Source organism: Mesorhizobium sp. M1066, from assembly GCF_040318635.1.
GTDB lineage: Bacteria > Pseudomonadota > Alphaproteobacteria > Rhizobiales > Rhizobiaceae > Mesorhizobium.
Genome location: NZ_JAMYMR010000010.1, coordinates 35,797 through 49,028 on the forward strand (window position 1 = coordinate 35,797; position 13,232 = coordinate 49,028).

Annotated in this window: 10 protein-coding genes; 3 read left to right on the top strand and 7 right to left on the bottom strand. The window is 59.7% G+C overall.

All coding sequences use genetic code 11. The features are described 5' to 3' along the window. Nucleotides 1-11: 11 nt before the first annotated feature. Complete coding sequence (locus tag NKH52_RS15890) at nucleotides 12-2,129, top strand: xanthine dehydrogenase family protein molybdopterin-binding subunit (protein WP_352732056.1); 2,118 nt, start codon at nucleotides 12-14, stop codon at nucleotides 2,127-2,129. 715 nt (nucleotides 2,130-2,844) lie between these two features. On the opposite strand, the gene NKH52_RS15895 is transcribed toward NKH52_RS15890, so the two are convergent. The 4 genes from NKH52_RS15895 to NKH52_RS15910 all read right to left on the bottom strand — a co-directional run bounded on the left by NKH52_RS15895 (nucleotide 2,845) and on the right by NKH52_RS15910 (nucleotide 6,937). Next, nucleotides 2,845-4,113, bottom strand: a complete 1,269-nt coding sequence (locus NKH52_RS15895) for a cupin domain-containing protein (RefSeq protein WP_352732053.1) — start codon at nucleotides 4,111-4,113, stop codon at nucleotides 2,845-2,847. 192 nt (nucleotides 4,114-4,305) lie between these two features. Further along, nucleotides 4,306-4,464: a hypothetical protein gene (locus tag NKH52_RS15900; RefSeq protein ID WP_352732051.1), complete on the bottom strand. Its 159-nt coding sequence runs from the start codon at nucleotides 4,462-4,464 to the stop codon at nucleotides 4,306-4,308. Between the two features lie 48 nt (nucleotides 4,465-4,512). Continuing rightward, nucleotides 4,513-4,833, bottom strand: coding sequence for a BA14K family protein (locus tag NKH52_RS15905; RefSeq protein WP_352967331.1), 321 nt, complete (start codon nucleotides 4,831-4,833; stop codon nucleotides 4,513-4,515). A 325-nt stretch (nucleotides 4,834-5,158) separates the two neighbouring features. Then, nucleotides 5,159-6,937 carry a PAS domain-containing sensor histidine kinase gene (locus NKH52_RS15910; protein ID WP_352732046.1) on the bottom strand — a complete coding sequence of 593 codons (1,779 nt, stop codon included), beginning with the start codon at nucleotides 6,935-6,937 and terminating at the stop codon, nucleotides 5,159-5,161. Between the two features lie 196 nt (nucleotides 6,938-7,133). On the opposite strand from NKH52_RS15910, the gene NKH52_RS15915 reads away from it, so the two are divergent. After that, nucleotides 7,134-7,289 carry a hypothetical protein gene (locus NKH52_RS15915; protein WP_352732043.1) on the top strand — a complete coding sequence of 52 codons (156 nt, stop codon included), beginning with the start codon at nucleotides 7,134-7,136 and terminating at the stop codon, nucleotides 7,287-7,289. Nucleotides 7,290-7,345: 56 nt separating this feature from the next. On the opposite strand, the gene NKH52_RS15920 is transcribed toward NKH52_RS15915, so the two are convergent. From NKH52_RS15920 to NKH52_RS15930, 3 genes are all read right to left on the bottom strand, one after another. Beyond that, nucleotides 7,346-7,879, bottom strand: coding sequence for a c-type cytochrome (locus tag NKH52_RS15920; RefSeq protein WP_352732041.1), 534 nt, complete (start codon nucleotides 7,877-7,879; stop codon nucleotides 7,346-7,348). Nucleotides 7,880-7,984: 105 nt separating this feature from the next. Continuing rightward, nucleotides 7,985-11,089 (bottom strand): efflux RND transporter permease subunit, encoded by a 3,105-nt coding sequence (locus tag NKH52_RS15925; RefSeq protein WP_352732039.1) that lies wholly within the window; start codon nucleotides 11,087-11,089, stop codon nucleotides 7,985-7,987. Then, nucleotides 11,086-12,258 (bottom strand): efflux RND transporter periplasmic adaptor subunit, encoded by a 1,173-nt coding sequence (locus NKH52_RS15930; RefSeq protein ID WP_352732038.1) that lies wholly within the window; start codon nucleotides 12,256-12,258, stop codon nucleotides 11,086-11,088. Before NKH52_RS15930 ends, NKH52_RS15925 begins: the two co-directional genes overlap by 4 nt. Before the next feature lie 42 nt (nucleotides 12,259-12,300). Here NKH52_RS15930 and NKH52_RS15935 point away from each other — a divergent pair, with 42 nt between their 5' ends. After that, nucleotides 12,301-13,119, top strand: coding sequence for a hypothetical protein (locus NKH52_RS15935; RefSeq protein WP_352732036.1), 819 nt, complete (start codon nucleotides 12,301-12,303; stop codon nucleotides 13,117-13,119). Nucleotides 13,120-13,232 lie beyond the last annotated feature (113 nt).

The following is a 13,232-nucleotide window of genomic DNA, read 5'->3' on the forward strand; positions in this document are numbered from 1 at the left end:
GAGAAGCGAGCATGACCGAAAGCAAGCACGCCGACGTAATAGGCCTTCCTCTCGATCGCATCGATGGCAGACTTAAGGTGACGGGCCGGGCCACCTACGCCTTCGAATATGCTGGGCAAGGAAGCGCAGCCTATGGCGTGATCGTGAGTGCAGCGATCGGCAAGGGCCGCATCCTGGCACTCGATGCGAGCGATGCACAGCGTGCGCCGGGCGTGCTGCTCGTATTGACCAAGGACAATGCACCTCCCCAGACGCCCTGGGGTCCAGTCGATCTGCCGGACCGCTTTGCGCGGGCAGAGCCCGCGCTCAACACCGACGAGGTGCTCTATTTCGGCTTTCCTGTCGCCTTCGTGGTCGCCGAAACGCTCGAGCAGGCCAGCGCGGCCGCCGCGATGGTCCGCATCCGGTACAATCCAACACCTGGTGATTATGACCTGCATGCCGCGGGTCCTACCGCCGAAAACCCCGGCCGGATCGATGGCAATGCTCCCGCCGACAGTGCCACGGGTGATTTCGAATCCGCGTTTGCCAACGCACAGGTGCGGATCGATGCAAAGTACACAACGCCCTATCAGCATCAGGCTCCAATGGAGCCACATGCGACAATGGCGGCATGGGAGGGCGGGATGTTGACGGTGCACACCTCCGCGCAGTTGACGGCGAGTCCGCAGGAAGGTCTCGCCCGAACGTTCAACATCCCCAAGGAGAACGTCCGTGTCATCACCCGTTATGTCGGCGGCGGTTTCGGCAGCAAGTTGCCGTACTATGTGGACGCGACCCTCGCCGCGATCGGCGCCCGCACGCTTGGTCGACCGGTGAAGGTGGCAATGACACGCCCGCAGCTGTTCCATACCACGACACACCGCACGGCATCCGAGCAGCACATACGACTGGGCGCGGACCGCGATGGCCGGCTGACTGCCTACGGCCAGGAAGCACTGGTGCATTGTGCGCGCTTCGACCAGTTCACCGAGCCGGTCGTCGACGCGGCCCGCAGGCTTTATGCCGCGCCCAACCGGTTGACCCGGCATCGCCGCGCCAAGCTTGATCTGCCGCGTTCGGATTCGATGCGCGCCCCGGGCGAGGCGATCGGCCTGCTGGGGCTCGAATGCGCGATGGACGAGCTGGCGGAGGCACTTGGCCTGGACCCGGTCGAGTTACGTTTGCGCAACGACACCCAGAGCGATCCCCAGCAGGATCAGCCGTTCGCCTCGCGCCATCTCGCAGAGGCCTTGCGTGAGGGCGCTGGCCGCTTCGGCTGGGACAAGCGCGTCGCAAAGCCGGCCAGCGTTCGCGACGGGCCCTGGTTTGTCGGCCTCGGCGTCGCCTCGGCGATCCGCGGCGACGTGCTGCAGAGCGCGACGGCGCGAGCGCGGCTGGAGAGCGACGGCCGGCTAATCATCGAGCTGGCGATGACGGACATCGGCACCGGCTCCTACACGATCCTGACGCAGATTGCCGCCGACACGATGGAAATGCCAGTCGACCGCGTTATGGTTCGCCTTGGCGACACCCGCTTTCCACCCACCGCCGGCTCGGGCGGCTCCTTTGGCGCGGCGACGTCCGGTTCCGCGGTTCTGGCGGCCTGCCGCAAACTCAAGGCCGGGCGGGCCTCCGGGATGACGGAAGCCCTGGGATCGGTCACGCCCGCCGATCTCGACAAGGCGTATTCACACGCCGGCTTTGGCGCGCATTTCGCGGAAGTCGGCGTCGATCGGGACACCGGTGAGGTGCGCGTTCGACGCATGCTCGGCGTGTTCGCGGCCGGTCGCATCCTGAATGCAAAGACCGCCCGCTCGCAGATGATCGGCGGCATGACCTGGGGCATCGGCTCGGCGCTGCTCGAGGAGAACCACGTCGACTCGCGCTTCGGCTCCTTCATCAACCAGGATCTGGCCAGCTACCATGTCGCGGTAAACGCCGATGTCGGTGCGATGGACGTGGTGTTTCTGGAGGAGGCCGATCCGCACGGCAGTCCCCTCGGCAGCAAGGGCGTCGGCGAACTGGGTATTTGCGGTGCCGGCGCCGCGATCATGAACGCCATCCATAATGCTACCGGGGCACGGATCCGCGACTTTCCCGCTACCCCGGACAAGCTGCTGGCTGCGCTCGAAAAGCTCGACGGCTAGCTTGCTTAACCACTTCGGGAAGCTGCGGTACAGTCCTTTTTGAACGTCTGGTTTTGGCTGCTAATCCTGGTACCGGGAACGGCAGGTCGCGCGATGGCCAAATCCGCTCAGGCTGCAGATCCAGGGGGAACGGCCGAGGAACGGGCCGCCATGACCGCGACCGAAGCCACGACCACCGGCGAAGTCGCCCCCCCGGGCCATCGAGTCTGACACCGAGCTAATCGCCAGCGCTGCACCCAAAGCGATTGTCGTTAAGATTGCCGTTGATTTTCTCATGATAGAGCCTCCGTCAATACCGGCTTTTCAAAGTGCCTGAAAACTGAATCTTATTTCATGAGAATATATTCGAGGCATTATATAATAGTATTAATATGTATATTTATATTGTTGTGATGTGTAGTTTTAGATTAATGAGCGCGGAATCTCATGGAGATCAAAAGGGTCCAGATGGTATCGGCGATTGAGCGAACTGGACATTTCCGAAGACAAGAGGCCTCAGCAAGTCCGGCGCGAGAACGAGCCAACAGCGGTAACGGCCACGCCATGTTGAAAATACAATGGTTCATCGACCAATTGGGTGTGGCGCTCGGTGAGGGACGGGCACCTGATCGGGGACGTCATGGGGGATGGCCACGCGTCGATCGGCCCCAGAGCAGAGGCGCTCGCGAATTGAGGGGATCCGCCAATCGAGTTCACAGGACAGGGTTTTGGCAGATCACTCGGGCATGTTTTCCGCCCTGTTCCTGGGGAACCTCGCTATCGTCGCCTTACTGACGTTCAGGTGTTGGGCGACCATCGCGGGCGGGGTATGTGTGATCCAATCGGACAGAGAAACATCCTGGAATTGAGGAGCTCTAAACACTTCGAGGACTTGCAGGTCCGTATCGCCCGTATTCTTGATATAGTGTCCGAGATTCTTCTTGACGTAGCCAATGTCGCCTGGGTTGAAGTCCATGGTCACCGCATTCGGCCCGGTGTTGAAAACTGTCATCTGGCCTTTGCCCTTGATCCAGTACTGCCATTCGTCGGCGTTTGGGTGCCAATGCATTTCGCGCATGCCGCCGGGACGGATGGTCAGCAATGCCGCGGCAATCGTTGTCGAGACGGTGAAGTTCGTGCTGTCGGCGACCTGCACGATGCCGCCCCGCGTCTCGCGCGTCGGGGCCATCGATCCGAGCGAGAAGGTGAACGGGTGCGGCGGAGCGCCCTTTCCGCTCACTGCTGCCCGGTCCGCCGCCAGATCTCCGGGCAATTCGCCTTGGAATATGTAGAGGTCGCGCAGTGGGATCTTCTGGAACGTTTCGACTGGAACCCCGAAGTTGGCGGCAAGAACGTCCGGAGGTGTGTGAGTGAACCATTCCGATACCAGTAGCGTCGAGAACTCGGAGGCCGAGCCTTCATCGAAGCAAATCAGGAATTCGCAGCCGTCCGGACCGAGACCCTGCAGCGAATGCGGCAGGCCGGCGGGGAAATACCACAGGTCGCCCTCTTTCACGTCGGCGACGTAGGGCCGGCCCAACGCGTCCAGGATGGTGATCCGGCAGGTGCCGTAGGTCATGTAGGCCCACTCGGCAAACTGGTGCCAGTGCATCTCCCGAATGCCGCCGGATGTCAGGCGCATGTTGACGCCGGAGATGGTGTCCGCGACTGCGAAAGTATCCTGGGTAACCTGACGCGCCCAGCCGCCATTCTGGATGCGCCGCGGCGCATTGTTGAATGACGCCCAAGTGAGCGGCATGCTGCCAACGTCGGTCGCCGGCGGCGAGAATGCCGACGGAAACTGATCCCTGATCGCCGGGTTTTGCGGACCGGGATCTGTGATGCTTCTTGGATTGGTGGCGTTGATCGCCCCTTGCGGCGGATCGTTCGGGTTGCCGAAGGCGATCGGTTGCTTCACCGGTGTGGCCTTGGCACTGCTCATGGACACAGCTGTTGCCACTCCACCTACGGCTGTCGCAGCCAGCACGTCACGTCTCGATATCATCGATTACTGCTCCTCTCGCATAAAGGGTGAGGCCTGCGCCGCAAGTTCCTTGAGGCATCGACAGTAGGCTTTTGACCTCGCGATGACTTGCTCCGGATTGCGATGATTTCGTCGCTTCTGCGCGCTTCGCGTTCGACCGTCCGATGGAGGAAGAATGCAACCGCCGGACGACTGGACGCAGATCCGCTAACGTTAGTCGGGCAGGTAGACCAAATTCGCAGGACGCCAAACGGGTGCAACTGCCATATCGAACTGCCCGGCTATGGAACCCAATCCGCCTTCGAGCTTCTCCTGGCAGTTGCTTGCTGTTTCAAGCGCCATTTCGATCAAACTGGTCGCTACGTCGGACATCGGATCCGATCCCACTGGCCTGTGAGCCCGGATCCGAAAGGCTTGCTGTCACGAGCAATAGTGACGATGTCCATCATATCCAAGATATGTCCCGGTGGCGGGATTGAACGAATGGTACCGCGCCTCGCAGGACGCGACATTAGCGTCATTATTTGCGGCATAGTCCCCATAGTAGTAGGGATAGTCGTCAGGACCCCAATCGTCCCACCACCCGCCAAAGCCGCCGTAACCGCGACCGAAGCCACGATCGCCGAAGCCATGATCGCCACCACCTCCAAAGTCATGACCGCCACCGCCGTCGCCGAAGCCGCCGCCACCGTGGCCACCGCCGCCGCCGCCGCCGCCGCCGCGGGCCATCGAGTCTGACACCGAACCAATCGCCAGGACTGCACCCAAAGCGATCGTCGTTAAGATTAACGTTGATTTTCGCATGGTAAACTCCTTCAAGGTTGGCTTTCAAAGTATGAAAAGCCTGCCCATTTATATATGTACGGAAAATATATTCGCGATGGCACGCAAGTAATTAAATATGAATACCTTTTAATACTTTAAGATATACCTTCGTCTGATTGGCGCGTAATCCCGTAGCGATAAAATCTCGCCCGCCCGGATCCGACACGCGTGACTACAGCAAACGTTGCCTTCACCGCCCACGAACGCATTGGGATATCGCCATGCCCGGCCTGAGTCTGTTTCACGACAGCGTCTCTCGCGTGACCGGAAGGCGGACAACGAAACAGGCACCGCGTTCCTGGTCCGTCGCGACCGAGATGCGACCGCCATGCGCCTCCACGATCGACCGGCAGATCGACAATCCCATCCCCATGCCGTCAGCCTTGGTCGTATGGAATGCGGTGAAGAGCTGAGCCATTGAGGCGGGGTCGATTCCCACGCCCGTATCCCGTACCTCCAGGCTTGTCGACCGGTCCTTCGTGTCCGGCGCCTGACTTCTGGAACTGATGGACAGGACGCGCGGTTGGTCGGCGACGCCCGACATCGCCTGAATGGCATTCATCACCAGATTGATCATCACCTGCTGCAACTGGACACGGTCACCCCAAACGGTCGGCGGCGAAGGCTCCAGCTCAAGTTGCAGAGTGACCCGCTGCTTGACCAATTCACGCTCGACGAGCAAAAGCACGTCGTTCACTATTTCATTCATGCTCAAATTGGTCTGCCGGGGGTCGCTCTTGCGGACCAGGGCGCGTATGCGTGTCACCACCTGGCTGGCCCTGCGGCCATCGCTGATCATTCGTTCGACGGAGCTGAGCACCTCATCGAGATCGGGCACGTCCCGCCGCAGCCAATGCACGCAAGCCTCTCCATTGGTGACGATCGCGGCCAGAGGCTGGTTGACCTCATGCGCAATCGAGGCCGTGAGCTCCCCGAGCGTCGTCACCCGGGTCACATGTGCAAGCTCGGCCTGCGTCTTGTGAAGCGCGTCTTCTGCCCGGCGGCGATCCTGGATGTCTGTATTGATGCCGTACCAGCGCAGAATTTGGCCGTTCTCACCAAGCAATGGCGATGCGCGCACCAGGTGCCAGCGATATTCCCTCGCCGCCGATCGGACACGGCATTCGGTTTCGTAAGGCTCCCCGGTCGCCAACGACCTTAACCATTCGGCCTCGACCCGCTGCACATCGTCAGGATGCACCATGGATTGCCAACGACCCTGGGCAACTTCGGCCGCTGTCCAACCCAGGTCCAACCAGCGCGCGCTGAATAGAACCATCGTTCCATCCGTGCCGGATGCGCTCCAGACCATGCCAGGTATCGTGTCGATCGCGCGCCGCAATTCCTGCTCGGCCTGACGCAGTTTCTCGTCCGCACGCTTGCGCTCAGTGATGTCGTTGTTGATCTCCATCGTAGAGCCGGGGCGGCCGCGTTCGTCCCGCTGAAGCGACCACCGGCTGGCAAGGACGACCTCGTTGCCATCGCGCTTCGTTTGTGTGAGTTCCCCCTCCCAGCGATCTTCAGCATGGAGCTGCAACGCGATGCGTCCGGGTGTGGTCGGGAACTTGGTCTTCAGCAGCTCTGCCGCATGCCGTCCGACGGCCTGCTCGGACCTCCAGCCATACTCTTCTTCAGCGCCTGCGTTCCAATAGGTGATGACATCATTACCATCGCGGACGATTATCGCGTCATGGGTAAGATCCAGGAGTGCGGCCTGGTTACGCAGAGCAAGCGTCGCCTGCTGGTTCTTCAGCGCTAAAAACGTAATGATGCCGATAGCGCTAATGCTGATCAGGCAACGAGCGAAAGGATCGCTTTCATAGGCGTTTCCATGAACGATCGCAAAGCTGCTTAGCGTCAGGATCGCACAGAGGACTCCTACAGCCAGCAGGCTCTTGCGACTGAAGAAACTGGAGGATATCAAAACCACCACGATGTACCCGACGGCGATAGCGGCACTGTCAAGGGATGTGAAGGTGTCGACACCAAAGATGCTGGCAGCCAACAGCAACGCAGCCATGGGATACAGGGGCACGTACGACCGCATTGTTGCCCGTGTTCGTTGCAGCATTTGGCATGCCTCTCAGGGTTCTCGTTACGGCAGGACCTGGGATGACATAGCGCTATCTTTTGGACCTCAACTTGGCGACGCTCCCACCATTGCGCGACATGTCGTCGCCACTATCGGCAGCGTCCGTAGCGTCGATGGCGAGGGAGTGGCAAACGCATGCGGTGAAAGTGTCGACGAGGCCAACAACGCCACCGAGCACCCAATCGCTTCGAGTTTCCTGAAGTCCCATGCCGAGCGCGTGCCGACCGGTGACATTGCCATGCTGCTGCTCCCCGATTCAAAACGGGCGTCGTCAGGCTGAGGGGCAGAATACGCCGATGGCCCTGATTGGCGTTTCATTTCCGCCGCGGGCACTGCTTAGTGTGTCCCTTCTCCGGGATCTACCTCTGCCGTGCTCAGCGCATCGAATGCGTCCGCCGAGATGCCGCGAGAATGGTGAAGGAACGCCGCGAGCGCCCATATGCTTTGATCCGGGATTCGATCGCCCCAGGCCGGCATTGCCGTTCCATTGATGCCATTCTTGGTCTTCGAGAAGACCTCGGCGGGATCGTTTCGTCGGCCGCCGAGCAACAAGTTCGGGGGCGGCGGGCTCAACCCCTGGACGGTCGCGGCAAGGCCTGGAGCCCCATGGCATTGGACGCAGTTCTCCCGAAATAGGCGCGCTCCAGCCTGCTCCGCAGCCGGCGTCTCGAGATTTTCTGGAACCTCCACCCGTGCGGCGGCCGTTGCAGCAATGGTGTATGGCATTGCCGTTTGCGAGGCGCGGGCCGCGCTCATTGCGATCGGCACCAGTGGGGAACCGTGAGACCCGCTCATGTGGAAGTAGAGCAGGCCTCCAGCAGGGACCGCAACGACAGCGATTCCGAGCGCCTGGAGCAAACGAGCCAACATTTGGAACTCCTCACGTTATTTCTCGTGGCGACGGCTGGTCGCCGGCCGGTTTCGGTCGGCAAGCAGCAACCGTCGGCCTTGGTACAGCCGCCAACGAGACGGCATTCATTCACCGGCGGCTTCAACGGGCATCACCTGCTTGCGCGAGCCGCCCAGGAACCTGCCCAGCCGATCAAGATACAGGTAGACCACCGGCGTCGTATAAAGCGTCAGCACTTGCGAGAGCACCAAGCCACCGACGATGGTGTAGCCGAGCGGCTGGCGGATTTCCGATCCCGCGCCGGTGCCTAGCATCATCGGCACGCCGCCTAGAATCGCCGCCATGGTGGTCATCAGGATCGGCCGGAATCGTATGGTGCAAGCCCGGTAGATCGACTCCTGTGGACTCAGACCCTCGTTCCTCTCGACCTCGAGCGCAAAGTCGACAAGCATGATGCCATTCTTCTTGACGATGCCGATCAGCAGGATAACGCCGATCATCGCTATGACGCTGAAGTCCATATGGACCGCCATCAGCAACAACAAGGCGCCAATGGCGGCCGACGGCAGTGTCGACAGAATGGTGATCGGATGGATTATGCTCTCATAGAGCACTCCGAGGATGATGTAGATCACCACCAGCGCCACTCCGATCAGGATTGGTGTGCCTGACAGCGCCGACTGAAACGCCTGTGCGTTGCCCTGGAAACTGGTTGCAAGCGAAGCGGGCTTTCCGGCATCGCGTTCGAACTGCTGGATAGCGGCCACCGCATTTCCGAGCGGCGCACCAGGTTTCAGATTGAAGGAGATGGTGACCGCCGGGAACATGCCTTGATGATTGACCACGATCGGCGCAGCCTTGGTCACGCTGGTCACCAGGGCGCTTAGCGGCACCTGCTGCCCTGCCGAAGAAGTCAGATAGATATCCTTCAGCGCTTCGGGACCGTACTGGAATTCCGGGCTGACCTCGAGAACGACGTGATACTGGTTGAGCTGCGTGAACATTGTGGAGACGATGCGCTGGCCGAAGGCATCGTCGAGCGTGTTGTCGATCGTCGACGGCAGGATTCCGAAACTCGACGCGACGTCGCGATTGACCGTCACATCGAGTAATGGTCCGGCATTCTCCTGGTCGGTGGCCACGTCGATAATTCCTGGCAGGCCTTTAAGCTTGTTGAGGAAGATCGGCGCCCAATGGTTGAGCTCGTTGGAATCGGCATCGGCCAGAGTGTATTGATACTGCGTCTTCGAAACGCGGCCGCCGATAGTGATGTCCTGCGCTGCCTGCATATAAAGTGCTATGCCTTGGGTCTTGGCGAGTTGGGTCGATAGCCGGTTGATCACCTGATCGGCGCTGACGTCACGTTGGTCGTTAGGCTTCAAGGCGATGTACATCGTCCCTTGATTGAGCGTGTTCCCGCCGACTGCTCCTACCGAGGCCCCGACCGAGGCAACCGCCGGATCCTTCATCACGGTGTCGATGATCGCCTGCTGACGCTCGGCCATGGCTGGGAACGAGATATCCTGATCGGCTTCGGTGACGCCGATAATCAGGCCGGTGTCTTGTTGCGGGAAAAAACCCTTTGGGATGACAATGTAGAGATAGCCCGTGACGGCGATCGTTCCGAGCATGACGAGCAGCGTGACGAAAGTATGCTGCAGGACGATCTTGAGGCCCCGCTCATACAATCCAAGCAGCGCGTCGAAACCGCTTTCGCAAATATTATAGAGCCGTCCGTGCCTGACATTGACCTCGCTCTTGAGCAGACGCGCACACATCATTGGGGTCAACGTGAGCGAGATCACCAGTGACAGGATCAATGAAACGCTTACCGTTACGGCGAATTCCTGGAACAGTTTGCCGACATAGCCACCCATGAGGAACAGCGGAATGAAGACAGCGATCAGGGACAGCGTAATCGAAACGATGGTGAAGCCGATTTCGCTCGAGCCTTTTAGCGCAGCCTCCATCGGCGTGAGGCCATCTTCTATGTGGCGGACGATGTTCTCGATCACCACGACCGCATCGTCGACGACGAAGCCGACTGCGATCGACAAGGCCATGAGCGACAAATTGTCGAGGCTGTATCCAAAGACATAGAGCACTGCAAAGGTGCCGACGAGCGAAAGGGGTACGGTGACTGCGGGAATAACCGTTGCCCAGAAATTGCGTAGGAACAGGAATATTACCATCACTACCAACGCAACCGTCAGCATCAGCGTGAACTGCACATCCGAGACCGAGGCGCGGATGGTTTGTGTGCGGTCAGAAACGACCGATACCTTGATGCCGGGCGGGATCGAAGCTTGCAGTTGAGGCAACAGAGCCTGAATGCTGCCGACCGTCTCGATCACATTGGCACCGGGCAGGCGCCGGATAGCCAGCAGTATGGCGGGCTTCTTGTCAAACCAACCTGCCACAAAGTGGTTCTCCGGCCCGTCGATCGCGTTTCCTATGTCACGGATGCGAACAGGGGAGCCATTGCGATAGGCGATGATAATATCATTGTAAGGGCTGGGTTTGAGCAATTGGTCGTTGGTGTTGAGCGTGAAGGTTTGACGCGGACTATTGAGCGTGCCCTTCGCAATATCGACGTTGGCCTCGCCGAGCACGTTGCGGACATCTTCGAGCCCAATGCCGCGGGCCGCGGCCGCTTGCGGATTGATCTGCACACGGATTGCTGGCTTCTGCTGACCGCCAATGCCTACGAGACCCACGCCCGAGATTTGCGAGATCTTCGGCAGCAGAATGTTTTCCGCATAGGCATCTACGGTCGTCAGTGGCAGCGAATCGGATGTCAGTGCGAGCACAAGGATCGGCGTATCCGCCGGATTGACCTTACGGATGGTCGGCGGATACGGGATGCCCACAGGCAGATAGGGGCTGGCGGCATTGATCGCCGACAGCACGTCAACCTCTGCACTGTCGACGCTACGGCTGAGGTCGAACTGAACGGTGAGCTGCGTGCTGCCAAGCGCGCTGGCCGAAGTCAGCTGGGTCACGCCGGGGAGTTGGCTGATCTGTTGCTCGAGCGGAGTGGCTACTGACGACGCCATGGTTTCGGGATCGGCGCCCGGCAGCTGCGCTGATACCTGAATCGTGGGAAAGTTGACATTTGGCAGGGATGCGACAGGCAAGAGTTGGTAGGTAGCGAGCCCACACAGCAGCAGGCCCGCCATCAGCAGGCCTGTCGCAATCGGTCGGTGGATGAAAGGGGCCGAGATGTTCACGGGATCGCCTGCTGCACTGCGCTTTGCAGATCGGCTTGTTTGGCGGCTTTGCCGTGCAGGACTTGGACGGGGGTGCCCTGCGCCAGCCTGTATTGTCCGTCGACCACGACGTTTTCGTTCGCCTTCAGACCTGAATCGATGAGAGCTTCTCCTCCGGTTATCTGTGCGACAGTGACAGGCCGCATCTGTGCAGTTCCATCAGAAGCGATCACGTAGACGTAAGAGCCGTTCGGACCCTGCTGCACTGCCGACTCGGCGATCGTCAGCCCGTCGCCACGGGTATTTAGAAGCAACCGTGCATTCACGAGCGCACCCGGCCAGAGTTGGTTCCGTGCGTTCGGAAAGGTGGCCCGGAGACGGATCGTGCCCGTCGTCTGGACGATCTGGTTGTCGACAAGCAGGAGTTTGCCTTCGTCGAGCTGGGTCTTGTCGTCCTGGGTGTACGCAAGGACGGTGAGCGGGCCTTTGGCCATCTCCTGCTGGATTTGAGGGAGAGTGTCCTCGGGCAGCGTGAAGATCAACGAGATCGGCTGGATCTGCGCAATGTCGACCAGGCCGAAAGTATCGGTCGGGTGAATGATGTTGCCTTCGTCGATCTGACGGATACCTGTTACGCCGTCGATCGGCGCGGTCAGACGGGTGTAGCTCAGATTGATTTGCGCCGCCTGTAACAGAGCCTCGTCTGCCTTGATCGTGGCCTGGAGCTGGATCACCTGAGCCTTCTGCGTGGCTACAAGTTGGGACGTGGCATAACCCTTCGCCAACAGAGGTGTGTAGCGGTCCAGATTTGCCTGCGCATTGACGAGTTGCGCCTGGTCGCGCTCGCAGGTGGCGGTTATCTGATCGATTTGTGCCTGATAGGGATTTGGATCGATCTGGGCCAGCAGATCGCCCTTTTTTACTTTCTGGCCCTGGGTGAATGTGATCTTCGTGATCGGTCCTGAGATCAGGCTGTGCACCACCACGTTGTTGTAGGCGATCACCGTTCCGACTCCACGAAGGTAGATCGGAACATCGTGACTGGCTACTTGTCCGGCAACGACCGGAATCGCGGGGGCCGGAACTGAGGCCGCTGCAGGTTCGGAAGGATCGTAGCCGTGCTTGGCAGCAAGCCCAACGCCTCCAACAATGATCAGCAGCGCGGCAATAATGAAGGGTCGCTTACGCATTGATGGACCTTTCCAAGGGAAGGCTGTTAAGGGATCGAGCAATTGGATGTCGATGACGTGCCGCTTGTGCCGGTCATACCCGTGCTGCTGCAGGATGTGCCCAATGCATTGAGTGTTGGAATTGACACCAGTGGGCTTGTTACTGGATCGGATATATTGGGTGTTGGCATGCTCAACATTGGGCTCACTCCCAAATTGCTGAGCTCTGAAGACCCGAGTGGAATCCCAACCGGAGTCCCAAGGCTCGTGGACGTTGTCCCGGACGTTGTCCCGGTGGTCGTCGATAGTATCCCTGTGGTGCTGGACGTACTCGACGTCAGCGAGTTGCAGGTGCCCAATGCTGTTGAAGCCGTTAAGCTCGTAGACGACGTCCCGCTGGTGGACGTGGTTCCGTTCATGCCGCCGCCGTCGAAAGTATTTCCGGCAACTGTGGAACTTGACGTCGTGGCACTTGGCGCCACGACATTGGTACATCCCGTGCCACTGGTGCCGCCCATGGAGGTACCAATGCTGCCCATGGAGCTGGATGTTGGCGAGATGGACGTCGTCAAGCCACCAGGATCGAGCTCCATGGCGCCCAGGGGAATACCAACCGGATTTGCACCAACTGGATTGAGGGGCGAACCAACTGCAGAGAGGGGCGAAGTCATTCCTGTTGCCGGCATCGTAGTGCTGACTTGCGCCAAGCTCGGCTCGCCGGACAATACCGCGATCGCCATGGCAATCAGCAATCTCAACGACGCAACATTATGCTCATTATGCATGGGGCAGCCGTCAGTTCGTGTGTCTAGACTTAGGCATAGGCGACAACGTCGTATTATTGTCACCGCGATCGCATACGCCGCGCGACCAAGATTTTGATCGTCGACGCAGCATCTGACAGATTTCACCCCTAGATTGGTGTCGGGTTGGTCCGATCAGATAGCGAAATGATGCCAGAAGGAAGGGAGCCGCTCTTCCCTAAAGGCGGCTGG